Genomic DNA, 21,819 nt, shown 5'->3' on the forward strand with positions numbered 1-21,819 from the left:
ATCTTCAGGGTCAAGCTTTTATTTTGTTTATTTCCATAATTGCCCCTTAATTTTTTTCTATTTACGTAACCAGTTACGAAAAATGATTTACATTTGCGTAACCAGTTACATATAAATTTATGAATGACTTTTTGACGGAGATAGAGTATGCAGGATTAATGAGTAGAATAAAGCGATTGAGCGATGAAGTGCTCTATAGCACAAGAGATTATTACAAGACGGTGGGCCTTGATATCGAGCCCAACTGGCATTTAATATTCTTATTGTTGGAGAAGCACAAGTGCATGACGATTACCGAAATAGCGCAGGAGCTGCGAATGTCACACCCTGCCTGTGTAAAGATCATTAAGAAAATGAAAAAAAAAGGATACATAAATACAAGTACGGACGATAATGACTCACGAAAACAATTGCTTGAGCTATCGGAAAAATCAAAGGAGCAACTACCGGTTTTTCGTGAACATTGGAATGCAGGGGCAAAGACCACGGAAGATTTGATCAAAAATAGTCCGCATTTTGTTGAAGAATTAAAAGAAATGGAAATATTAGTAAGTGAAAAAAATTATAAAGAAAGAACCTTAAGCCACCTTAATTTGAAATGAACCTGATTACAGAATTGTTTGGATATATTGCTATTGCAACTGGTTTTTTTGCAATAACAAAAAAGGAAATGGGGCCATTCAGGGTATGGCACCTAATCTCCAGTTTTTTCTATATCATTTATGGCGTGTTTTTAGAATCGATTCCTTTGGTCATCGCCGGCCTAGTTTTCTGTGTAATCCACGTATACCATTTGAAAAAGATCAAGCGCAACCAAGTCAATAAGCCTCATAAATTATAACCGATTTATGCGAACACCAGTCAATATTTCGTTAATTCAAGACGACTCTTAATGTAAGGGTCATATATTCTAAAACAAAAAGAACTCACCCATACCGGTGGGCTCTTTGTGAATTGGAGGAAGTTCGATCATTTAAACGGTCATGTCTTTTAGCCCCCTAACCCAATTACCTTCTGGCGAAGCGTGGATTGACAATAGGTAGGTCAATTGCATACATGCCCACCTGATTTGCACCTGATAATCAAGACCATATCGATAAGTCGGACGCCGGTATCTTTTTCGGTCCAACGATTTAAAACCTTTCAATAGCCTTATATTTATCTAAAAAAAAATGAACTTTACATTTTTTTATGGAAGACCAGCTTAGAAAGCACATTGAAAAAGTGGTTTCAATATCGGATAAGGAGTTTGCTCATGTGTTGTCTCATTTCTCAAAAGCAAGCTATAAAAAAAACGATTTTCTTATCCAAAGGGGAGAAGAGGTCAACCATTGCTATTATGTTGTTTCGGGCCTCATGAAATTGGTTTATGATGATGTGGATGGAAGGGAACACATCGCATCATTTGCGATGAAGAATTGGTGGGAAAGCGACTTTACCGCCTATTTTACCCGAAGTAAGGCCAAACTGGCACTTCAATGTATTGAAGATACTCAGGTGTTTTGTATTACTCTGGGCAACTACTACAAACTTGCAGCAGAGCTTCCTAAAATGGGACATTTCTTTTTAGAGAAATCCAATGCCGGCCATATGGCTTCACAACGAAGGATTTTATCCTTTCTAACTTCAAGTGCCAAAGAAAGATATGGGCAGCTCTTAAAGGAACATCCCACTTTGTTTCAACGGCTCCCCAAAACCCTTTTAGCTTCCTACTTGGGCGTATCTCGGGAAACGCTAAGTAGAATGTCTTCTTGATTATTTTCTGATTTTTCATAATTGTGATGTTTATCACACCGTAAGCGATGCTAAAGTTCCAACCTTTGTAAGGCACATTCGAATCGAAGCCGTGACTTATAAAAAAAAGAATCTTAACCATCGCGCTATCGACTATCATGTCGGTAGCTGCACAACATCAAAAACAAATGGAGAAAAAAATTATCAACCCATGGCAATGGCAAAACGAAAGGAGTTATGTACAAGCGGTTGAAGTAATCAACCCAAAAGCTACGCTTTATATATCTGGTCAAACCGCAATTGATGCCCATGGAAAATCCAGCACGGAGGGTATGAAAACACAATTAATAAAGACGATTCAAAATCTGGAAAAAATTATAGAAGAGGCCGGGTTTGAATGTAATAATATCGTTAGATTAAATGTCTACACTACATCTACCGATGATTTTTTTAGCTGTTTTGATATATTTCAAAATTGGATTTCAGGGCATAACATACAACAAGCAAGTACCGTATTGGAAGTTAAAAGCCTTTTTGAAACCTTGAAAGTCGAATTGGAAGCCACCGTCATCAGATAAGATGGCCATGGTTCAAGGGAAATATTAAAGATAAAAAAAAGGCCTACCGGTACACCCGGTAAGCCTTTTGCAAAAAGGGGGAACTACAATTAGTTCAAACTGGCCAATAGTTTTTCGGCCATCAATTCCGATGAGGCAGGGTTTTGCCCTGTAATCAGGTTTCCGTCTTGCAAAGCATAGGCGGCCCAATCTTCCCCTCTAGAATATATTCCTCCATTGGCCTTTAAGGCGTCTTCGACCAAAAATGGCACTACATTGGTCAATTGTACGGCTTCTTCTTCGGTATTGGAAAATCCTGTTACCTTTTTGTCCTTTACCAAGAAGTTTCCATCTCTACCCTTTACCTCTTTTAAGGCGGCAGGGGCGTGACATACGAAGGCTATAGGCTTGTTCTGCGCGTTGAACTTCTCGATCAAGGCCTTGGAATTTGAATCGGTAGCCAAATCCCATAGGGGACCGTGACCTCCAGGATAGAAAACCGCATCGAAGTCATCGGCCTTCATATCGGCCAATACTTTTGTGTTTTTGATTTTTTCCTGGGCTACCGGATCATTGTTGAAACGTTCGGTATCCTTGGTGCTGGCATCGGGCGTATCACTGCTCGGGTCAATTGGGGCGGCACCGCCCTTAGGGGTTGCCAGGGTAATATCGGCCCCTTTGTCAAGCAAGGTGTAATACGGATTTGCGAATTCCTCTACCCAAAATCCTGTTTTTTTTCCTGTGTCTCCCAACTTGTCATGGGAGGTTAAAACGAATAATATTTTCATCTTTTAATTTTTGAGGTTAATATGCCATTTTTACGATCTTCTCGGCATCTTGAGGAGTTAAGGCCTGACGTTCGCCAAGACCTTTCCATCCGCGATCGGTAAAACGTTGTGCTATTTTTTCGGCCGTACCTTCGTAATCGGAAGTATAGTCCGATAGTTTGGTGTCAATACCCAAGCCCTTAAAGAAGGCTTCGGTTTTTTCTATGGCCGCATAGGCCTTATCATCGATACTACCTTCGGTGATGTTCCAAACACGCTCGCCATATTGGGCCAATTTTTCCTTCTTGGCCTCAAAGTTGTACTTATAATGACTTGGTGCTACGACCGCTAACGTCCTGGCGTGATCGATGCCGTACATTGCCGTAAGCTCGTGGCCCATCATATGTACCGCCCAGTCACCGGGAACCCCTTGTTGAATGAGTCCGTTAAGGGCCATGGTACAGCTCCACATAAAGTTGGCCGCGGCCTCGTAATCACTCGGGTCTTTGATCACCCTAGGAGCGATCTCGATTAGGGTCTGCAAGATACTTTCCGCGAAACGGTCCTGTAGAAGTCCCCCTGCAGGATAGGTCATATACTGTTCGAGAACATGGGTAAAGGCATCGGTGATACCGTTTACCAATTGTCTTTCTGGAATGGAGGTGATTACCTGTGGATCCAATACCGAAAACTGCGGGAATAGGGCAGGACCTCCAAAGGCCAACTTCTCTTGGGTTTCCTTCCTAGAGATTACCGTTCCCGAGTTCATTTCCGAACCGGTCGCCGGCAAGGTCAACACCGTACCGAAGGGCATTCCTTTTTGAATAGGCTCTCTTTTCCTTACAAAGTCCCATGGTTCTTCACCTTCATAAACTGCTGCCGCGGATAAAAACTTGGTTCCGTCAATAACCGAACCACCACCGACAGCTAGTAGGTAGGTAATATTTTCTTCCTTGATAACCTTTAAGGCATCCATAAGTACGGCGTACTCTGGGTTGGCCGGAATACCTCCGAACTCAACGACATCCGCCTTGGCCAAGGCCGTCTTCACCTGTTCGTAAACCCCGTTCTTTTTGATACTTCCCCCGCCATAGAGCATTAATATTTTGGCATCGGAAGGAATTTCCTCTGTTATTTTATGGATCGTATCCTTCCCAAATATGATTTTGGTAGGATTTTTAAATTCAAAATTATTCATAGCGTTTTTACTTTTGTGATTTGTGATCCTTAGATCTTAACGACCATTTTTCCTTTATTCTTTCCATCGAACAAGTCGATAAATGCTTGGGGAATGTTTTCAAAACCTTCCACTATAGTCTCGCTATAGGTCAGTTTTCCTTCGGCCAACCAAGCGGATAATTGTTTTAGGGCTTCAGGATATTTTTCGTGGTAATTGAAGACGATAAAACCTTGCATTAGGGCACTGTTCCTCACCAAAAACGGTTGAACACTGATGCTCTTGGGCAGTTCGGTATTGTTATACACTGAAATGGCCCCGCAAATGATCAGTCGCGCAAACTGATTGATGTTGAACAAGACCGCATCTGAAATAGGTCCGCCCACATTGTCAAAGTAAATATCAACTCCCTCGGGTGCCGCTTTTTTAATAGCTGCGGTCATATCATCGGTAGTGTTATAATTGATTCCCTCGTCAAAACCGAATTTCGATTTTAGCAAGTCTACCTTTTCATCACTGCCGGCAATACCGATAACCTTAAGTCCGAGTATCTTCCCGATTTGGCCAACAACGCTTCCTACGGCACCTGCAGCCCCTGAGACTACCAAGGTTTCACCCTTCTTGGGTTTTCCTATTTCGGTGAGTCCCAAATAAGCGGTAAGTCCCGTCATCCCCAGAATACCCAAGTATGCACTTAAGGGGGCCTTGGTCTCGTCTACTTTGGTCAAACCTTCACCATTTGAAACCTGCTGGGTTTTCCAGTCCAACATTCCCGCTAAGTAATCCCCGGGCTTGTAATCGGCATGTTTAGATGCCACTACCTTGGCCACGATTCCCGAATGAATGGGCTTGTTCAATTCAAAAGGAGGGGTGTACGACTTCACATCGTTCATCTTTCCCCTTAAATAGGGGTCTACGGAAACATAAGCGGTTTCCAAAAGCATTTCGCCCTCTTTTATTTCCGAAGGGGCCTCACTTTCAATAAACTCAAAATCGGAGACCGTCGGTCTTCCCTTAGGCCTGTTCTTTAATAGGATTGTTTTCATTTTCTTTTTTTTTAATCGAGCACGGTAACTAGGTCTTCAGTGCTCTTTCTCACTTTTACCAAGTTTACCAACCAATCGTTACTTGTATCCCTATAACCGATGGGCAATAACACACAGCTGCGTAGCCCCTTTGATCTTAGATCGAGGATTTCATCTACCGCATCTGGGTCAAAACCTTCCATCGGGGTAGAATCTACCCCTTCAAAGGCGGCAGCGGCAATCGCCTGTGAAAATGCGATATAGGCTTGGCGTGCGGCGTGTTGAAAATTTACCTCGGGGTCACGCTGTGGGTACATCCCCAACAATTGCTGTCTGTAATTTTCCCATCCTTCGTTCTTAAAGCCCCTAATTTCATTGGTGAGGTCGAACATTTTATTGATGCGCTCTTCGGTATAGTTGTCCCAGGCCGCAAAAACCAATAAATGCGATGAATCGGTGACCACCGACTGGTTCCATGCTACCGCTTTTATCTTTTCCTTTAATTCTTGATTCGTAACCACTATGATTTCAAAAGGTTGCAAACCACTAGAGGTAGGAGCGAGGCGGGCCGCCTCAAGTATACGGTCCACTTTCTCCTGTGGTACGGTCTCTCCATTCATCGCCTTAGCTGCGTATCTCCAGTTTAATTTATCGAGTAATTCCATATATATATTTATTGTTTAATGATGTTCTGTTTATTTTTTAATACTGCTCCAAGCCGATTGATAGGCTTCCTCCAAATGGTCTTCGTTCAATTGAAACGCCCCCCTTTTTTGCATGATCATTAAAAAGGATAAGGGGTTAATGGCATAGGCATATAAAATGTAATCGGATAAAGGTTTGATCCTTCCCTCTTTTCTGCCGCGTTCCCAAAGATCCAATAAGGGTTGTAAATGCTTAATACCTTGCTGACGGCTCGGCTCGTCAATGATGGGAGTATTGTCGCACTGCGCCAAGAACATGGCTTCCTCACATTCCTTAAGTTTAAAATCGGCTATGCGTTTCCAAATGATCTCAAAGCCCTTTTCAACATCCATTTTGGGGTCGTAGGTAGCAAAGGCATATTCCGTAAAGGCCGCCTTTACTTCTATATATACCTTATTGACCAAATCTTGTTTGTTCTCAAAATAGAGGTAAATAGTAGCAGGGGACACATTGGCCATTTTTGCTATTTTCGACATGGGAGCCGCATGGAAACCGCTATTGTTCACCAATTCTATGGTGGCTTCTACCAGCGCCTTTCTTTTAATTTGACTCTTTGTTAATGCTGTCATGGTTCTAAGTTCTGGCACAAAGGTAAGAACAAAAATGAACGTTCATTCTTTTTTAACAAAGGTTTAGTTTTTCCGTGGGAATAGAGTGGTCTCCCTACCGATTACTTTAGTAAATTTGTAGGTAAGCGACTATCCATACATCTGGAAGCCCGCATTCACATTAGACCGAACCGATTTTATTCAGTAAACACTATTTATTATGGATCACAAGGAAGGATCGACCCTAGCCACCGTTTTTGAAAAGTTGAAACAACCCGAGCCTAATTGGCAGCAGCTCTTGGAGGACATTATCAGTGGTTTTGACTGCACTACGGGAACCATCCACTTTTTAGACCAAGACACTTCTTTATTGCAATTACAGGCCCATAAGGGCATTCCTCTCTTTTTGATACCCAAGTTATCTACCATTCCCATCGGAAAAGGTATGGCCGGTATTGCGGCCGAGCGCAAGGAGGCCGTTGAGATGTGTAATTTACAGACCGACAGTTCAGGCGTGGCCCGTCCTGCCGCCAAAGAAACCAAAGTAGAGGGTTCCATTGCGGCCCCTATGTTATTGGACGGGAAGTTATACGGCACCTTGGGTATTGCCAAGCCCGTACCCTATGATTTTACGGAAGAAGAGCGTAACGACCTCCTTAAGATAGGGGAAGAGATGAGCAGGGTTCTCGCCACGCGATAAGTCGCTTGTCGTTTAAATGGAAAAGGTAAGTCCTAATTTCAGATTAGACGAACGATCGCTTTCCGAAGAGGTAGAAAAACTACTAAAGGAATAGTTGTACAAGGCGGAAAGGCTAAGATGACCCGTTAGGGGCATTTCGGCCTTTAGCTGACTTAGTATACGATGGTTGGCTATATAGCGGTACAAGGGCTGGAAGTATACAGTTCCGGTAAAATCCAAACGCGTCTTCGGAAAGGCATAGGTAGCCGATAGATAACTGCTGTTCCTATGGTTATAGAATTGTTCTTCCGTATCTTTTTGTACCTCTATTTCGTACATATAGGCATTGCCAAAATAGACCTTTGCATTTTCTTCTGAAATTAACTTTAACCGAAGCCCTGCACCGACCAGGTTTCTGTTCCGTATAGATAACAGGGTGTTGTTCTGGTTTTGAACAAAACCTTCGAGCCTAAACAAATCGGTCAGTTTGTGATTGTAGCGTAGATGGAAGAAATAGGAATTCTGAAAATCCTCGTCCTTACTTCGTATGAGGTTGTAGTTTCCGATAAAGAAAAGGATTTTTTTTAAATCCCTTGATTTCAACTGGGTGGTAAGGTTGGATCCTATCTGAAGGATATAGGCCCCATTATTGTCCGTATAATTGAAGAGCAGGTCGCTTTTCAGGGCAAAGCGCACCGAGTCTTTTTGCATGCGTTTGGACTCAATATTCACCAACTGGGCGTTGGAAACACCAATAAAAATGAGGGCGGCACCTATGGTCAATGCTAGTTTCATGCGGCAAGCGATTTTATCAAGCTGCAAAACTATCATATTCCAAGGTGAATTTCGGTACACTTTACCAATTTGTACATAAATGAACCGACCTCTCTCGTTTTTACGGTTAGAAAAGCTTCCCTATCACCCCAAGACCAGCTCCGCACCTAAGATGGAAGCCCCTTGTTTTTCAATCTCATCGAGCAAGTCCTGAAAATCAGCCTTCGAGGTCAATGGATTCATAATAGAACACCTTAGGGTCCGTTGATCCCCAATGGTGGTCTGCACGATGTAAAAACTTCCAGTGGACACCAAGCGCTTCCTGATTTCGGTATTCAGGTGGTTTAATTTATCGGTAGGCATATTTTTATGGGGCGTATACCTGAAATTGACAATGTTCGATTCGGGTTCGTGCAGCAGTTCCATCCCAGGCTTCCCCTTGATCATTTGTGCCAGTACTTGGGCCGAATCGTAGAGACGGTCTACATTTTTTTCAAAAATATCGTTGCCATAGGTCTTTAGAATCATATAGACATTTGCCGAGAGAAACGGTTTGCTACACTCAAAAGTCCTTTTCGCCGAATTGTACCATTCTTCAGATTCCGGTGAATCCCATAAATATTGGGCCCTTTGCATAAAGGTCCTATAAATTTTGTTTCCCTCCTTAAACAAGAGGGCCGTACTCAAAACCGGGGTCATCAACATCTTATGGAAATCGATAACTACGGAGTCCGCTTTTTCGATTCCCTTAACCAAGGGCCTGTATTTTTCGGAAAACACCACCGCACCGCCATGGGCACCATCAACATGTAACCAAAGCTTATGGGATTTGCTAAACTCCGCCAAGGCCTCAAGGTCATCGTAAGAACCCGTAGCCGTAGAGCCAGCACAGCCAATAACACAAAACACATGGAGTCCGTCTTCCTTGGCCTTTTCCAAATAATGGGGGAGTAGGTCGGCACGCATTTTGAACTCATCATCTACCGGAACTTTAATGATTCCTTTATCGCCTAGCCCCATGATTCGTGCCGCCCTGTCAATACAGTAATGGGCCTCTTCGGAGACCAATACCGCCAATTTTTCGTTATGGCCTTCTTCCCAAACATTGTGGGGTGCCCGGTCTTTTCTTGCGGCCAATAAGGCGGTAAGATTCCCTAGGCTTCCTCCCGAGGTCATAAGGCCCGAGGCCGTCTTGGGATAGCCCACTTTCTTTTGCGTAAAGTCGGTAACGACTCGCTCCATGGCATTGGAAACCGGTCCCATTTCATAAACCCCCGAACTATTGTTCAAAAGGTCCGTTACCATGCCCGTAAGGGCCGTTATTGGAGCCGGAACCGCAGTTTGGTGCCCCATATACCTTGGGTGCTGGGTTTGTTGCGAGCGAGCGATAATCGTTTTGAAGGTCGACATAGGATCTGATGGGCGCCCTAGGTCCCTTTCCCAAAACTGCAGCTCGTCTTCAGGGGCATTATCAGGGTAAACGGTTTTAGTATCTTGGTTTTGAAGGCTTCCCAAATGGTCGGCTAGAACATCGATAAGCTCCTTTCCCATTTCCCTAAATCGTTCCGCTTCGTAAACCTTCGATACTCTATTGTCTTTCATCATCGGGTGCTTTTTTTAATTCTACATCTTCCTAAGCATTACAAAGCTAGACATCCTTATTAATAAGAATAAATACTTAATTTTGATAAACTAATAACAAATACGTATTACTGAAATGGATTTACAACACATACGTAGCGCCATATTGCTTTCAAAAAAACTGAATTTCACCAAAACCGCCGAGGCCCTACATATTGTACAACCGGCCCTTAGCCGTAAAATCAAGCAATTGGAAGAAGGTATCAACACCCCCTTGTTCAAACGAAACAAGCGGAATGTTGAGTTGACGGAGGCCGGAAGGTATTTTATTCCGGAAATGGAAAAGCTCCTTCTTCAGTATGAATTTATCATTAAGAGGACGAACCAAATCCACAAAGGTGAAGCCGGGGAACTTAAAATCGGCTTTACCCATTCGGTAATGCAGTCCATACTCCCCGAAATCCTAATAGACATTCGTCAAAACCTTCCGAACATCAAGACCATTTTAAAGGAACTCAACAACCGCGACCAATATATACGCCTGCAATCGGGGGAACTCGATATCGGTTTTGCCACCAACCCCTTGGTGCCGGTAGGATTAAAAAGCAAGGTATTACATATAGATAATTATGCCGTGTTGGTACCCAAGGGGTTTGATATGGAGCGGTTGCAAAAGAATGGCTTTGCCACATTTACAAAAGAGCCCTTTATCTTTCCCTCAAAGACCGATGGCCCCAACTATGTGAATATTATAGAGTCGATTTGCACCAGTGCCGGTTTTATACCTAATGTGGTACACGAAACCGATTCGGTAAGCACCAGTATACGATTGATCGAGGCGGGCATGGGGGTGTCATTGGAGCCTATGTCATCGATACGGGGACTCCATTTGCCCATAGACTTTCACGAATTGTCCGATACGCCCCAAAAGGCCCAATTGACCATGATATGGAATCCGAAATTAGAGTTTGAACACCCCAAGCTGTTTCAAATTCTACACCAAGTAAACCATGTAATGCCCCTAGACGGGCCAAAGGGAGAAACACACTGAAAAGATGGCAGCCCCGTACAGCGCTAACCCCTTGAAAAAGTGTCACTTTACATTGTCAAAATGACATTTTCAAAAGTGTTTTTCTAACGCTTTTTTAACCCTTTTTCTTAAAAAGTTTTAAAAGTAAACCACAGTCCGTTTTAAGGCGTATTGTGGTATTTTTTTTGCGGGCATTTCAATGAATTTATTGTTTAACTTAAATCAAATTTATTATGAGCACTTTGGTTAAAAATGCTCCTGAAAAAGGAGGTTTGACAAGAACAAATTCAACTAGTTTATCAACTTACCCCATGCTTTCATCTTGGGTGGATGATCTGTTCACGCGAGATTGGCCATCGGTATTTTCACAAAACTTCAACACGGGAATAAGCTTACCCATGGTGAACATCAAAGAGACCCCCGATGCCTTTTCGGTGGATATGGCCGTACCCGGACTCAATAAATCGAATTTCCATATTGACCTAGACAACCAGGTATTGTCCATTTCAGCCGAGATTACCGAAGAGAACGAAGCCAAGGACGAAAAGTACACCCGTAGGGAGTTTGGCTACTCATCTTTTAAACGGAGCTTTACGCTTCCTGAAACGGTCGACGACAGCCAAATAAAGGCCAACTACCAAGAAGGTATACTCAGCGTATACTTGCCAAAAAAAGAAGAGGCCAAAAAGAAACCGCCCAAACGTATTGCTATTGCATAGAACAGACAAATAACAACGTAAGCGGACCAAGGTATAGGTCCGCTTATTTTCCGAATACAAAACCTAAAATTTATAAGTCATGAGAACATTACCTTTTTTCTTGTTATTGGCTCTCTTGAACCTAGGCTGTAACGCCCAAGAGAGCAAAGACATAGCAGAACACAAAGAAGCGGAAAAACAAATAAACGAAGAGCCAAAGGGCACTTGGAAAGTGAACAAGGAATTTGACGAAAACGGCAACCTGATCCGTTTTGACTCCATCTACTCATGGTCTTCCGGAAACTTAGAAGACTTGGCGGGCCTTGATAAGGATAGCACCCTTCAACAAATGCGCTCAAAATTCTACAGTAGATTTTCACACTTTAACCAAGAGGGATTTGAGGATGTTTTCGGACCGGACTCCCTGTTTACCAAACATTTTTTTAACGACGACTTTTTTGAAAGTCCATTTGGCAAAGATTTTTTCGATTTAGACGCCTGGCATAAACATATGGAAAACAGGCAAAAGGAATTCTTGAAAAAATATAGGTCCCAGTGGAAAGATGACCAACAGCCACAAGAAAGTACGCTATAAAGAGCGTAACAAATCTACATTTCTTATATATTTTGTAAAAACGTTAATATTATTATTTTTTTGTATAAAAAAAGGACAAATAATTGTACTAAATTAAAATACCCCTATATATTTGTCCTTTTTGCACATAAATAGTGGTAGAATAGCATAGAATATATAAAATTTTGAACAAAATTCCTTTTTTTTTACTATAAAATCCTTTTAATTTACTGAAGAGATATTGTTGCTTTACCAGCAAACCACCCTTGATTAACAAAACCGATGACAGGGCGACATATTACATGGTAAATCAATACAAAAGGAGAGTAGTTCTAGAAGTTTAAATATTCGTGCTTGTCACCAACAAGGACGATGGTAAATTACATTTATGGCATTTGTACTATCAAGTATGATGGAACTAGGTACGAAAGCCCCTAATTTTAGGTTGCGCGATACCGTTTCCAATAACTTTATGAGCCTGTGCGACATCAAATCCGATATAGCTACGGTCATAGTTTTTCTTTGCAACCACTGCCCCTTTGTTCAACACATCAATCCGAAATTGGTGGAAATCGCTAACAAATACCAAGAATTAGGCGTTACATTTATTGCAATCAGTAGCAATGACGTTGAACAAAGTCCCAAAGACGCCCCGGTATTTATGAAGCAAATTGCGGAATACCACAACTATCCTTTTCCTTACCTGTACGACGAGCACCAAGATGCCGCCCTTACCTACGAAGCACAGAGCACCCCTGATTTTTTTGTTTTCGACCACAACATGGAATGTGCCTACTCGGGAAGATTCGACATGACCCGTCCCTGCATTGCAAAAGCTACGGGCCAAGATTTGTGCAAGGCCCTTGACCGCCTGATAGAAGGCAAAGAAGTCGATTCTAACCAATACCCCAGCATGGGCTCGAGTATCATTTGGAAAAGAAGCTATACCAACAAGAAGACTGACTTCCCCTAAAAGTTCATTTTTGAACTATACCTGAGCAGAACAGGAGTTTCTCTTTAAGATCATATATTCCCCATTGTTCTTGAATTCCCGAATCGAAGTCCCCGCATAACGCTTAAAGGTTTTGGATAAGTGGCTTACATCGGTAAACCCAAGGTCATCGGCAATCTCGGAAAGGGTAAAGTCGGAGTTTAACAAGCGTATCTCCACCAACTTAAGCTTGGCCTTAATAATATACTCGCGGAGGGATATTTTTACTTGCTTCCTAAAATACTCGCTTACATAGGTGGGCGACATCATAAAAGTCTTTGCCAGGTTATCGATTTTCAAAAGCTCCGGCTTATCGATATGCTCATTGATATAGGCCAACATTTTAGTAATCCGCTCGTCACTGACCTTTTGCGCCATCTCATAATAACTTCCTTTTTTAATGTTGCGGATCAAAAGTTCCAATATACTGGTCATAAGACTGGTTATAAGCTGTACCGATTCCCGCTCATAGCTCCGTGATTCTTGCAATATCATGGTCACCAGATTCTGAAGGTGCTGTCGGTCAAGATCCGTCTTAATGATATCACCTGGCAATTGATTGTAGTTTGAAAGAATATAGGCCGCCTCATTGAACCACTCGTTCCGGTCAATATGCATGCCACGGCTTCCCTTTTTAAAGAAAGAATCGGTGAATTTTAAAAAAACAAATCGCGTCGGCCTGGTTATGGTAAACGAATGACATTTTAAAGGAGGAAGCAAAAAGACACTGTCCTTCGTATAAGGATAGTGATTGTAATTGATACACTGGGTACCCGAACCTTCCTTAATAAGAACCAATTCAAAAAAATTGTTTTTGACGGGACGCTGTTTCCAATCCGTTAATTCTATTTCTTGTATTTCAAAAGGTTTATGAGCTTCTAATACTTGCATGTTTGTTTGATTTATTCAAAATCACCCGTTAAAATTAAAAAAAATAATAGTATAAGTGGTGTATCCGAGCCCAAAAACCTTTTATTGTACAAAAATATCCAATTTTTATACCAAACGTGGCTAGAGCGAAACTAGTTCCCGTCGCAAGGTTTCCTTTCTAAAAACACCCTTCAAAACCACCTTATGTTTATAGGCCAATAGCCATAGCAAAATGATGCTTATTAAGGTCATTTTGACCCTTTTTCACCACAACCAAGGAGACATAATTATAAGTTTACGCCTTAAGTTTTATAAGTAAATACTATAAATATTGTAGGAATTAAAATAATAAATAAAAATAATTATTTTTTTAATTCCTGCGTTAACCCTATATAATTCAGCGGACCATCGGTAAAATGCAACTTCTTTTAATCGACTACAAAAACCATGTTTAGTTTTTGTCAAGTCGCCTTTATTTAATTATACGTCCTAAAGATTAATTTGGACGTGTTAATTTTTTTAAGAACCCTAAAATCAAATACAAATGAAAAGAAGTATCCTACTTGCGGTTATCACATTTTTACAGTTTTTTACATCCTACGGACAATACGATTGGGACAACGTGCCCATACCGGCCAATGCAGGGGCCGGCAAAATATGGAAGCTGCAAACCGCCGCCAGTGACGATTTCAATTACACCTTTAATCCCACGAACAATGTGGTAGATTTTGGTCCCAATGAAAATATGAAATGGTACAACAAATACCACAATCGTCCCAATGGGCAACCCAATAATTTTGAAGGCCCCGGCCCGACCAAATGGATGCAAAACCATGTAGCCGTTTCTGGAGGCAACCTGAACATTTGGGCATCTCGAATTCCCGGAGCCACAAAATCCTTTACCGGCTCAAACAATACCCCTATAAGCAGACCCGAGACTAGGGCCGGTTGTATCACCAATAAAACGCGGGTAAAATATCCGGTATTCGTAGAAGCCAGGGTAAAAGTCATGAATTCCACCTTGGCCTCCGATATTTGGCTATTGAGTCCTGATGACACCCAGGAAATCGATATTATGGAATGCTATGGAGGCCCTGGAAACGACAACAGGAACAGTTATTTTGCGTCTAAGATCCACTTGAGCCACCATGTTTTTATCAGACCCCCTAATTTTAAGGATTACCAACCCGCCGACCTTAATAGCTGGTGGGGCAAAAACGGCGTAACCCAATGGGGAGGCAAAACCATCAGGATCGGGGTGAACTGGGTATCCCCAACACGACTGGAGTATTTTGTAGACGGACAAATGGTAAGGATATTGGACAACGACGCCGTACAGACAAGGTTGGCCGATGGCACTTGGCAATATACCTACCCGGCCGGTGTTACGAGCACAGGGGTAAACGGACAACTGATCAAGGAGAATGGCTATCAAAAAATGAATATCGCATCTAGCTTAAGCGACGCCAAAAACAAGTCGAACATTAGCGTTATCGACCCCTTTAATTACTTAAACAACGGCAGAAAATTTAGTAAAGAGATGGATATCATCATTAATGTGGAAGACCAAAGTTGGCAAGCCGAAGCCTATCGATCCCCCAATGCTGCGGAGATGGCCAACTTTTACGACAACAACTTATTGGTAGACTGGATCCGGGTTTACAAACCTGTGAACGCAAGTGCCGCCAATAGTGCCGAAACTACATCGACTGTAGAAAAACCCGCTAGTTTTGAGCCTCAAGGCCAACCTACGGAAAAATTACAGGTATACCCCGTTCCCGCAACGGATGTATTGAACATTTCGCAATCCGATTATGCTGAAGCCAGAGTGTACAACCTAAAAGGTTGGGTTATGCTAAGGAAAGATGTGATCGATCAAAAAATCGATGTTTCTTCCCTGAAAAAGGGCATCTATATATTGGAAATTACCAAAGCCACCGGTGAGACGGTAAAACAAAAAATCGTTATCTCCGAGTAAATCCCCCTATTTCATATCTATGCCCAAAACAGTTGATTTCTGTTTTGGGCTTTTTCTTTTTACAAACCTTCATTTGTACACAAATACCCATTTTTTATACACCAAACGAACTATAAGCCTACCTTATCTTTGTATGACATAAAGCCAGTGCCGAGCTTAGCCCTCAAAGCTTTTTAAAGACCTCTTCTACAAATCAATACGAGCTGCACCAGAAGTCCTTATAAAGTCATAGGGGAGCACTGTTTAAACCTTCGTTCAGACGGAATGGCAGCTAATCAAAAAGGAACGGTTTATGTGTTTACATACACCCCCTCCAAATCTTAAACGTCAAAAAACTCGAGCCCGTAGGTATGGGCAAAACCGAATTAATAACAACACATAACACTAAAGAAAAAACAACATGAAAAAATCGTATTTGACCATAGTCGCCAAAATTGTGGTAAAAGAAGGACACAGGGAGTTTGTAAAGGCCGAATTGCTCAAGTTGTTGGACAGCACGAGGGCAGAAGAAGGTAATATCTGTTACGACCTACACCAAGACAACGAAAACCCCAATCTCTTTCTGTTTTTCGAAAGATGGGTAAACCGCGAGTTGTGGCAGGCTCATATGAAAAACGAACAATTGGCTCATTACCTAAAGGTCACCGAAGGCAAAATAGAAGAATTTACCTTGAACGAAATGACAGAAATAATAAACTGATTACAAACAGCACACGCAGCCCATGCGTGTGTTTTTTTTTTAACACCATAGAATATTAGGGACATGAAAACGAATATCGGTATTTCAGAAGAAAACAGACAGGCCGTAGCCGATGAATTGGCCAAACTGCTGGCGGACGAATACGTATTGTACACCAAAACCAGAAACGCACATTGGAATGTGGAAGGCCCCGATTTTTATGACAAGCATAAATTTTTCGAGACTCAGTACGAGGAATTGGCAGAAAGGGTAGATAACATTGCGGAACGCATACGTTCTTTGGGACACTATGCCCCGGCCACCCTAAAAGAGTTTTTGGCCTTGACGCACTTGACCGAACGCGAACAGAACGATAATAGTTCCACCGGATTTATTAAAGAATTACTGCAAGACCACGAGAACATTTGTATTCATCTCAGGGAGATTATTATTCCTTTGGCGGACACATACAAAGATTTGGGAACCAGTGATTTTATCACCGCCTTATTGGAAGAACACGAGAAAACGGCGTGGTTCTTAAGGGCTCATTTAAAATAGCATAATTATAGACAGGATTAAGATGAAAAAAGTAAACATAGAAAATACAGATCTAGAAGTATCACGAATTAATTTTGGGGGCAATGTCTTTGGTTGGACATTGGACGAAAAGCAATCCTTTGAAATTTTAGATGCCTTTACCGATGCAGGCTTTAATTTTATCGACACCGCGGATACCTACAGCTGGTGGGTGAACGGTGTTGGCGGACAATCGGAGACCATTATCGGAAAATGGATGAAAGAGCGGGGCAACAGGGACCAAATAGTGCTGGCCACCAAAGTAGGTTCCGAAACCAAGGAACACCCCAATGACATTAGCAAGAAGCATATTCTAAAGTCCGTTGACGAGTCGCTACAACGCCTTCAGACCGACTACATAGACTTGTACTACACCCATTTTGACGATGATGTTACCCCAGTGGAAGAAACGCTGTCCGCCTACGATGAAATCATAAAGGCAGGCAAGGTACGCCATATTGCGGCCTCCAATCTATCGCCCGAAAGATTGGTTGAGTCCTTTAAGGTGTCTGAAGCGAACAACCTTCCCAAATACGTGGCCTTACAACCGCATTACAACTTAGTGGAGCGTGAAGGGTACGAAAGCAAATATGCCGGGATTGTTGAAGAATACGGACTAAGTGTAATGACCTATTTTTCTTTGGCAAGTGGATTCCTGACCGGTAAATACCGTTCTGAGGATGATTTGAACAAAAGTGTTCGTGGAGGTAGCGTAAAGCAATACTTGACCCCAAAAGGTTTGGAAATCATCAAGGCCCTCGATACCGTTTCGGAAAAACACGGCACCAAACCGGCAACGGTGGCCCTGGCCTGGTTAATGGCCCAACCACATGTTGCGGCACCCATTGTAAGCGCCACTAGCAAAAGTCAATTGCAAACCTTGTTCGACGCCCCTAAATTGAATTTAGATACAGAAGACCTGGAATTACTTGAAACAGCCAGCAAATAACTTTTAAAAGAGAAGAAAATGGATTTAAGAATTAAAGACAAAATCGCCTTTATCAGCGGCTCTACCGCAGGTATCGGTTACGCCACAGCAGAGCGTTTTTTAAACGAAGGCGCCACGGTTATCATTAACGGCAGAAAACAAGAATCCGTTGACACTGCGGTAGAAAAACTAAAGGCAAGTACCCAAAGTAATAATGTTTCGGGGGTTGCAGCGGATTTTTCTAAAGTGGAGGATATCGACAGGCTGCTCAAGGAAGTGCCCGAAGTAGACATCTTGGTAAATAACACCGGTATTTTCGAACCTAAGGCATTTGTCGATATTCCCGATGAGGACTGGTTTCGTTTTTTTGAGGTCAATGTCATGAGCGGCATCCGTTTGTCTCGTCATTATTTCCCGAAAATGCTGAAGAAAAACTGGGGCCGTATCATTTTTATCTCCAGTGAATCGGCCGTATTCATTCCCGATGAGATGATCCATTACGGAATGACAAAAACCGCACAATTGGCCGTGAGCAGGGGATTGGCGGAATTGACCAAAGGCACCAATGTTACGGTGAATTCCATTCTACCAGGACCGACAAAATCAAAAGGCGTAAGTGGTTTTATTAAAGATTTGGCCAAGGCCGATAACCTTTCCGAGGAAGCCGTTGAAGAAAATTTCTTTAAAAACATGCGCCCAACATCCTTGATCGGACGCTTTGCCTCTGTCGATGAAGTTGCCAATACCATTGTATATTATTGTAGTGAATTGGCCTCGGCTACCAATGGGGCATCGATTAGGGTTGAAGGCGGATTGATCCGGTCTATCCTGTAAGGCAATGGGTAACATAAAAAGCTGCTGGTAGATTTGGGTTCCTAGTTCGGTTTAAATAAGAATGGTTTAAGGAAGGAAGAGATGGATTTATTTAATCAGGGGGACTTATTTTCAACAAATGAAGTCCGTAAAACGGAATTTGATCTACCAGGAGCCGATGTTACCTTATTCGAGAATTTCTTTAGTTTAGAAGAGAGCAATAGGCTATTCAACAACTTATTAAAAAACACTCCTTGGCAACAAGAGCAAATTACCATTCACGGTAAAAATGTGAATTACCCGCGACTGACCGCTTGGTATGGCGATGTTAGCAAGGATATTCAATACACGAATACAAAAAGTAAAATGCACTTATGGAATGCAGATTTACTTTTTATAAAAGAGCGAATAGAGCAGGAGGTCAGCGTTAATTTCACACGCTGCTTACTGAATTATTACAGAGATGGCAAAGACAGCGTAGACTGGCATCAAGATTACAAGGGAGACCAAAGAAAGAACACCGCTATCGCTTCGGTAACCTTTGGGGCTACCAGGCCCTTTCAATTAAAACATGTGTCAAGAACAGATTTAAAACGCATTGATATTCCGTTGACGAGTGGCAGCCTTTTATTGATGCAAGGGGCTACACAGCAAAACTATAAGCATAAGATACCTAAAACCGCTAAGCAAACCAAACCAAGGATCAACTTGACATTTAGGTGGCTTCCCCAAAGGTAACCTTGTACTTATAAAGGCTTACTATATAATCAACGGAGTGATATCTCCAATTTTTCTTAAAAAACCCTGTTTATTGGGGAAATTTTATGACCAAGTCCCTCCAAAACCTTTTTTTGTACCAACAACACCTTTTTTTATACACCAACTCGGGCATGTCACCTATTTATCTTTGCCATAAAATATTCAATCAATATAATAACAACACAAATGAACCTAAGAGAAATATTGAACTGGAGGTACACCACCAAAGCGTATGACGCAAGTAAAAAAATATCCGATGCGGATATGGCGGAAATCAAGAATCTTCTAAGGATGAGTCCATCCAGTGTTAACTTACAACCTTGGCATTTTATCATTGCCGAAACGGAAGAAGGAAAAGCACGCATGGCAAAAGGAACCCAAGGATTTTTTCATTTTAACGAACCCAAGATAAGCAATGCCTCGGCCGTGGTTTTGTTTTGTTCAAAAACCGATGCGGACGAAGACTACTACAAGCATATTGCCGACACTGAAGACAAAAACGGAAGATTCCCCAACGAGGATATAAAAAATGGATTTTTAGGTGCCGTTAAAACATTTGCCGGTATCCATAAATACGATCTAAAGGACCTGCAACACTGGATGGAGAAACAAGTTTACCTTAACATAGGAAGCTTCTTATTGGGCGTGGCAAGTTTAGGTATCGACGCAACGCCCATGGAAGGAATCGATGTGAAGGCTTTGGATGAAGAATTCGGATTAAGGGAAAAAGGATATACTGCTTTGGTAGCCGTTTCCTTAGGATATAGAGCGGAATCCGATTTCAATTCTACGGATAAAACACCAAAATCCAGATTGCCCGAAAGCGAAATTTTAACGGTGATATAAATTCATTCAAAATACGAAACCAAGATGAAAGCAATAGGATACAAAGAGAATTTACCAATTGAGAACGTAAATTCTTTACAGGACATAAAATTAGAAACTCCAAAAGCTACAGGAAAAGACATTTTAGTTGAAATAAAAGCCATTTCCGTAAACCCGGCGGATTATAAAGTACGGGGCGGAATGCCTGTTGAGGGCGATGATTGGAAGGTTATCGGTTGGGATGCTACCGGTGTTGTTAAAGAAGTAGGAGAGGATGTTACCCTTTTTAATGTAGGGGATGAAGTGTGGTATGCCGGCGATTTTACCCGTCAAGGTAGTTATGCGGAGTACCAAATTGTAGATGAACGCATCGTGGGCAAAAAACCAGCGAGCTTGTCTTATGCGGAAGCAGCTGCCTTACCCTTGACTTCACTTACGGCCTGGGAAATGTTGTTCGATAGATTGGAAGTCGCCAAAAACGATGCTAGTAAGTCCATTTTAGTCATAGGTGCCGCCGGTGGAGTGGGTTCGATTTTGGTGCAATTGGCCAAGAAACTGACCCAACTGAATATCATTGCTACTGCTTCCCGTGAAGAAACTACGGCCTGGTTAAAGGAATTAGGCGCAGATACGGTTATCAACCACAGGAATAAATTAAGCGAGGAGTTTGAAAAATATGATTTGCCGGCTCCCGAATATGTAGTGAGCCTAAACGCAACGGAACAACATGTGGAGGAAATTGCCAAGTTGATCAAACCCCAAGGTAAATTCGGGTTTATAGACGACCCAAAATCGTTGAACGTAATGCCTTTTAAAGGAAAAGCGGTTTCTACGCATATCGAATTGATGTTTACGCGCTCTATGTTCCAGACAGAGGATATGATCGAGCAGCATAACATCTTGAACGAAGTTTCTGAATTGATAGACAACGGAACCATCCGAACCACTTTAGGTGAGCACTTCGGAACCATAAATGCCGAAAACCTCCGTAAAGCCCACGCTTTTTTGGAAACGGGAAAAGCAAAAGGAAAGATTGTTTTGGAAGGATTTTAGACACCATGAGTCAAATAATTTAAATAGAAAATGAAAACTACTTTTAAAATATTGGTTATAGCAGCACTATACGCTGGAACTACGGCCAATGCACAGGTAACAACAATAGATTCCATAGCCACCTCAAAAGTGCAGCATTTCAATTTTGATGAAATGGCATCGGAAACCATTGGAGAGGGAATAAAACGCAAGTGGTTTCACGGCGAAAAAGGACAAATGACCATTTTCGATTTGGAAGAAGGCGCACATATTCCTTGGCACCAACATCCGAACGAGCAGATTACCTATATCATGTCCGGAAAGGTAAAAATCAAGACCCTGGTCGATGGCAAAGAAGAGTTTGTAATTGTTTCGGGCGGAGAGGTCATTGTATTCCCTGAAAACGTACCGCATGAATTTTGGGCCTTGGAAAAAACGGTAGACTTAGATGTGCACGTTCCTGTTCGTGAAGATTGGTTGAGCAAAGAATTACCGGATTATTTAAAAAAGAGCGAATAA

General features: G+C 42.1%; 26 protein-coding genes. 18 read left to right on the top strand and 8 right to left on the bottom strand.

Features of this window, described 5'->3' with window-relative positions:
- The first annotated feature begins 119 nt into the window (after positions 1-119).
- The 4 genes from B4Q04_RS09010 to B4Q04_RS09025 all read left to right on the top strand — a co-directional run bounded on the left by B4Q04_RS09010 (position 120) and on the right by B4Q04_RS09025 (position 2,312).
- Entirely contained in the window at positions 120-602 is a 483-nt protein-coding gene (locus B4Q04_RS09010; RefSeq protein ID WP_013995547.1) for a MarR family transcriptional regulator, read from the top strand.
- On the top strand, positions 599-841 hold the full coding sequence (locus B4Q04_RS23160; RefSeq protein WP_013995548.1) for a YgjV family protein: 243 nt from the start codon (positions 599-601) through the stop codon (positions 839-841). Before B4Q04_RS09010 ends, B4Q04_RS23160 begins: the two co-directional genes overlap by 4 nt.
- 350 nt (positions 842-1,191) lie before the next feature.
- A complete protein-coding gene (locus B4Q04_RS09020) occupies positions 1,192-1,755 on the top strand; it encodes a Crp/Fnr family transcriptional regulator (protein WP_088696610.1) in 564 nt (187 codons plus the stop codon).
- A 167-nt stretch (positions 1,756-1,922) separates the two neighbouring features.
- A complete protein-coding gene (locus tag B4Q04_RS09025) occupies positions 1,923-2,312 on the top strand; it encodes a RidA family protein (protein ID WP_046288104.1) in 390 nt (129 codons plus the stop codon).
- Positions 2,313-2,401: 89 nt separating this feature from the next.
- Here the strand turns inward: B4Q04_RS09025 and B4Q04_RS09030 are convergent, their stop codons facing one another.
- Genes B4Q04_RS09030 through B4Q04_RS09050 form a run of 5 tightly spaced genes read right to left on the bottom strand, consistent with a single transcriptional unit; the run spans position 2,402 to position 6,534 of the window.
- Positions 2,402-3,079 carry a type 1 glutamine amidotransferase domain-containing protein gene (locus B4Q04_RS09030; RefSeq protein ID WP_088696611.1) on the bottom strand — a complete coding sequence of 226 codons (678 nt, stop codon included), beginning with the start codon at positions 3,077-3,079 and terminating at the stop codon, positions 2,402-2,404.
- A gap of 16 nt (positions 3,080-3,095) precedes the next feature.
- On the bottom strand, positions 3,096-4,256 hold the full coding sequence (locus B4Q04_RS09035) for an iron-containing alcohol dehydrogenase (protein WP_013995552.1): 1,161 nt from the start codon (positions 4,254-4,256) through the stop codon (positions 3,096-3,098).
- A gap of 29 nt (positions 4,257-4,285) precedes the next feature.
- Positions 4,286-5,281 (bottom strand): NADP-dependent oxidoreductase, encoded by a 996-nt coding sequence (locus B4Q04_RS09040; protein WP_013995553.1) that lies wholly within the window; start codon positions 5,279-5,281, stop codon positions 4,286-4,288.
- An 11-nt stretch (positions 5,282-5,292) separates the two neighbouring features.
- Entirely contained in the window at positions 5,293-5,925 is a 633-nt protein-coding gene (locus tag B4Q04_RS09045; RefSeq protein ID WP_013995554.1) for a nitroreductase family protein, read from the bottom strand.
- A gap of 30 nt (positions 5,926-5,955) precedes the next feature.
- Positions 5,956-6,534 carry a TetR/AcrR family transcriptional regulator gene (locus B4Q04_RS09050; protein WP_013995555.1) on the bottom strand — a complete coding sequence of 193 codons (579 nt, stop codon included), beginning with the start codon at positions 6,532-6,534 and terminating at the stop codon, positions 5,956-5,958.
- Between the two features lie 199 nt (positions 6,535-6,733).
- Between B4Q04_RS09050 and B4Q04_RS09055 the strand changes: the two genes are divergently transcribed.
- On the top strand, positions 6,734-7,213 hold the full coding sequence (locus tag B4Q04_RS09055; protein WP_088696612.1) for a GAF domain-containing protein: 480 nt from the start codon (positions 6,734-6,736) through the stop codon (positions 7,211-7,213).
- Positions 7,214-7,225: 12 nt separating this feature from the next.
- On the opposite strand, the gene B4Q04_RS09060 is transcribed toward B4Q04_RS09055, so the two are convergent.
- Both B4Q04_RS09060 and B4Q04_RS09065 read right to left on the bottom strand, forming a co-directional pair.
- Positions 7,226-7,987: a DUF481 domain-containing protein gene (locus tag B4Q04_RS09060; protein WP_013995557.1), complete on the bottom strand. Its 762-nt coding sequence runs from the start codon at positions 7,985-7,987 to the stop codon at positions 7,226-7,228.
- Between the two features lie 123 nt (positions 7,988-8,110).
- Entirely contained in the window at positions 8,111-9,571 is a 1,461-nt protein-coding gene (locus B4Q04_RS09065; RefSeq protein WP_013995558.1) for a pyridoxal phosphate-dependent decarboxylase family protein, read from the bottom strand.
- Positions 9,572-9,683: 112 nt separating this feature from the next.
- Between B4Q04_RS09065 and B4Q04_RS09070 the strand changes: the two genes are divergently transcribed.
- From B4Q04_RS09070 to B4Q04_RS09085, 4 genes are all read left to right on the top strand, one after another.
- Positions 9,684-10,598 carry a LysR substrate-binding domain-containing protein gene (locus B4Q04_RS09070; RefSeq protein ID WP_013995559.1) on the top strand — a complete coding sequence of 305 codons (915 nt, stop codon included), beginning with the start codon at positions 9,684-9,686 and terminating at the stop codon, positions 10,596-10,598.
- 212 nt (positions 10,599-10,810) lie between these two features.
- A complete protein-coding gene (locus B4Q04_RS09075) occupies positions 10,811-11,296 on the top strand; it encodes an Hsp20/alpha crystallin family protein (protein WP_013995560.1) in 486 nt (161 codons plus the stop codon).
- A 79-nt stretch (positions 11,297-11,375) separates the two neighbouring features.
- Positions 11,376-11,870, top strand: coding sequence for a hypothetical protein (locus tag B4Q04_RS09080; RefSeq protein WP_013995561.1), 495 nt, complete (start codon positions 11,376-11,378; stop codon positions 11,868-11,870).
- Positions 11,871-12,237: 367 nt separating this feature from the next.
- Positions 12,238-12,822, top strand: coding sequence for a thioredoxin family protein (locus B4Q04_RS09085; RefSeq protein WP_088696613.1), 585 nt, complete (start codon positions 12,238-12,240; stop codon positions 12,820-12,822).
- Positions 12,823-12,837: 15 nt separating this feature from the next.
- Here B4Q04_RS09085 and B4Q04_RS09090 read toward each other — a convergent pair whose 3' ends face one another.
- Positions 12,838-13,731 carry an AraC family transcriptional regulator gene (locus B4Q04_RS09090; RefSeq protein WP_013995564.1) on the bottom strand — a complete coding sequence of 298 codons (894 nt, stop codon included), beginning with the start codon at positions 13,729-13,731 and terminating at the stop codon, positions 12,838-12,840.
- 523 nt (positions 13,732-14,254) lie between these two features.
- On the opposite strand from B4Q04_RS09090, the gene agaD reads away from it, so the two are divergent.
- From agaD to B4Q04_RS09135, 9 genes are all read left to right on the top strand, one after another.
- A complete protein-coding gene (gene agaD / locus B4Q04_RS09095; RefSeq protein WP_088696614.1) occupies positions 14,255-15,688 on the top strand; it encodes a beta-agarase AgaD in 1,434 nt (477 codons plus the stop codon).
- A 400-nt stretch (positions 15,689-16,088) separates the two neighbouring features.
- Positions 16,089-16,388: a putative quinol monooxygenase gene (locus tag B4Q04_RS09100; RefSeq protein ID WP_088696615.1), complete on the top strand. Its 300-nt coding sequence runs from the start codon at positions 16,089-16,091 to the stop codon at positions 16,386-16,388.
- Between the two features lie 63 nt (positions 16,389-16,451).
- The gene (locus tag B4Q04_RS09105) at positions 16,452-16,925 is read left to right on the top strand and encodes a Dps family protein (RefSeq protein ID WP_088696616.1); all 474 of its coding nucleotides are present in this window, start codon (positions 16,452-16,454) and stop codon (positions 16,923-16,925) included.
- A 22-nt stretch (positions 16,926-16,947) separates the two neighbouring features.
- Positions 16,948-17,892 (top strand): aldo/keto reductase, encoded by a 945-nt coding sequence (locus B4Q04_RS09110; protein WP_088696617.1) that lies wholly within the window; start codon positions 16,948-16,950, stop codon positions 17,890-17,892.
- 18 nt (positions 17,893-17,910) lie between these two features.
- Positions 17,911-18,705 (top strand): SDR family NAD(P)-dependent oxidoreductase, encoded by a 795-nt coding sequence (locus B4Q04_RS09115; protein WP_088696618.1) that lies wholly within the window; start codon positions 17,911-17,913, stop codon positions 18,703-18,705.
- A gap of 81 nt (positions 18,706-18,786) precedes the next feature.
- On the top strand, positions 18,787-19,422 hold the full coding sequence (locus B4Q04_RS09120; protein WP_088696619.1) for an alpha-ketoglutarate-dependent dioxygenase AlkB family protein: 636 nt from the start codon (positions 18,787-18,789) through the stop codon (positions 19,420-19,422).
- A gap of 207 nt (positions 19,423-19,629) precedes the next feature.
- Positions 19,630-20,289 carry an oxygen-insensitive NAD(P)H nitroreductase gene (nfsB, locus tag B4Q04_RS09125; RefSeq protein WP_088696620.1) on the top strand — a complete coding sequence of 220 codons (660 nt, stop codon included), beginning with the start codon at positions 19,630-19,632 and terminating at the stop codon, positions 20,287-20,289.
- Between the two features lie 24 nt (positions 20,290-20,313).
- Entirely contained in the window at positions 20,314-21,321 is a 1,008-nt protein-coding gene (locus tag B4Q04_RS09130) for a zinc-binding alcohol dehydrogenase family protein (RefSeq protein WP_088696621.1), read from the top strand.
- Between the two features lie 30 nt (positions 21,322-21,351).
- Positions 21,352-21,819 (top strand): cupin domain-containing protein, encoded by a 468-nt coding sequence (locus B4Q04_RS09135; RefSeq protein WP_088696622.1) that lies wholly within the window; start codon positions 21,352-21,354, stop codon positions 21,817-21,819.

Source organism: Zobellia sp. OII3 (genome assembly GCF_002211465.1).
GTDB classification, from domain to species: Bacteria; Bacteroidota; Bacteroidia; order Flavobacteriales; family Flavobacteriaceae; genus Zobellia; species Zobellia galactanivorans.

Bases quoted from the DNA above. Each gene is read 5' to 3' on its own strand.
- B4Q04_RS09010 (WP_013995547.1), top strand. From the start codon at position 120: ATGAATGACTTTTTGACGGAGATAGAGTATGCAGGATTAATGAGTAGA.
- B4Q04_RS23160 (WP_013995548.1), top strand. From the start codon at position 599: ATGAACCTGATTACAGAATTGTTTGGATATATTGCTATTGCAACTGGT.
- B4Q04_RS09020 (WP_088696610.1), top strand. From the start codon at position 1,192: ATGGAAGACCAGCTTAGAAAGCACATTGAAAAAGTGGTTTCAATATCG.
- B4Q04_RS09025 (WP_046288104.1), top strand. From the start codon at position 1,923: ATGGAGAAAAAAATTATCAACCCATGGCAATGGCAAAACGAAAGGAGT.
- B4Q04_RS09030 (WP_088696611.1), bottom strand. From the start codon at position 3,079: ATGAAAATATTATTCGTTTTAACCTCCCATGACAAGTTGGGAGACACA.
- B4Q04_RS09035 (WP_013995552.1), bottom strand. From the start codon at position 4,256: ATGAATAATTTTGAATTTAAAAATCCTACCAAAATCATATTTGGGAAG.
- B4Q04_RS09040 (WP_013995553.1), bottom strand. From the start codon at position 5,281: ATGAAAACAATCCTATTAAAGAACAGGCCTAAGGGAAGACCGACGGTC.
- B4Q04_RS09045 (WP_013995554.1), bottom strand. From the start codon at position 5,925: ATGGAATTACTCGATAAATTAAACTGGAGATACGCAGCTAAGGCGATG.
- B4Q04_RS09050 (WP_013995555.1), bottom strand. From the start codon at position 6,534: ATGACAGCATTAACAAAGAGTCAAATTAAAAGAAAGGCGCTGGTAGAA.
- B4Q04_RS09055 (WP_088696612.1), top strand. From the start codon at position 6,734: ATGGATCACAAGGAAGGATCGACCCTAGCCACCGTTTTTGAAAAGTTG.
- B4Q04_RS09060 (WP_013995557.1), bottom strand. From the start codon at position 7,987: ATGAAACTAGCATTGACCATAGGTGCCGCCCTCATTTTTATTGGTGTT.
- B4Q04_RS09065 (WP_013995558.1), bottom strand. From the start codon at position 9,571: ATGATGAAAGACAATAGAGTATCGAAGGTTTACGAAGCGGAACGATTT.
- B4Q04_RS09070 (WP_013995559.1), top strand. From the start codon at position 9,684: ATGGATTTACAACACATACGTAGCGCCATATTGCTTTCAAAAAAACTG.
- B4Q04_RS09075 (WP_013995560.1), top strand. From the start codon at position 10,811: ATGAGCACTTTGGTTAAAAATGCTCCTGAAAAAGGAGGTTTGACAAGA.
- B4Q04_RS09080 (WP_013995561.1), top strand. From the start codon at position 11,376: ATGAGAACATTACCTTTTTTCTTGTTATTGGCTCTCTTGAACCTAGGC.
- B4Q04_RS09085 (WP_088696613.1), top strand. From the start codon at position 12,238: ATGGCATTTGTACTATCAAGTATGATGGAACTAGGTACGAAAGCCCCT.
- B4Q04_RS09090 (WP_013995564.1), bottom strand. From the start codon at position 13,731: ATGCAAGTATTAGAAGCTCATAAACCTTTTGAAATACAAGAAATAGAA.
- agaD (WP_088696614.1), top strand. From the start codon at position 14,255: ATGAAAAGAAGTATCCTACTTGCGGTTATCACATTTTTACAGTTTTTT.
- B4Q04_RS09100 (WP_088696615.1), top strand. From the start codon at position 16,089: ATGAAAAAATCGTATTTGACCATAGTCGCCAAAATTGTGGTAAAAGAA.
- B4Q04_RS09105 (WP_088696616.1), top strand. From the start codon at position 16,452: ATGAAAACGAATATCGGTATTTCAGAAGAAAACAGACAGGCCGTAGCC.
- B4Q04_RS09110 (WP_088696617.1), top strand. From the start codon at position 16,948: ATGAAAAAAGTAAACATAGAAAATACAGATCTAGAAGTATCACGAATT.
- B4Q04_RS09115 (WP_088696618.1), top strand. From the start codon at position 17,911: ATGGATTTAAGAATTAAAGACAAAATCGCCTTTATCAGCGGCTCTACC.
- B4Q04_RS09120 (WP_088696619.1), top strand. From the start codon at position 18,787: ATGGATTTATTTAATCAGGGGGACTTATTTTCAACAAATGAAGTCCGT.
- nfsB (WP_088696620.1), top strand. From the start codon at position 19,630: ATGAACCTAAGAGAAATATTGAACTGGAGGTACACCACCAAAGCGTAT.
- B4Q04_RS09130 (WP_088696621.1), top strand. From the start codon at position 20,314: ATGAAAGCAATAGGATACAAAGAGAATTTACCAATTGAGAACGTAAAT.
- B4Q04_RS09135 (WP_088696622.1), top strand. From the start codon at position 21,352: ATGAAAACTACTTTTAAAATATTGGTTATAGCAGCACTATACGCTGGA.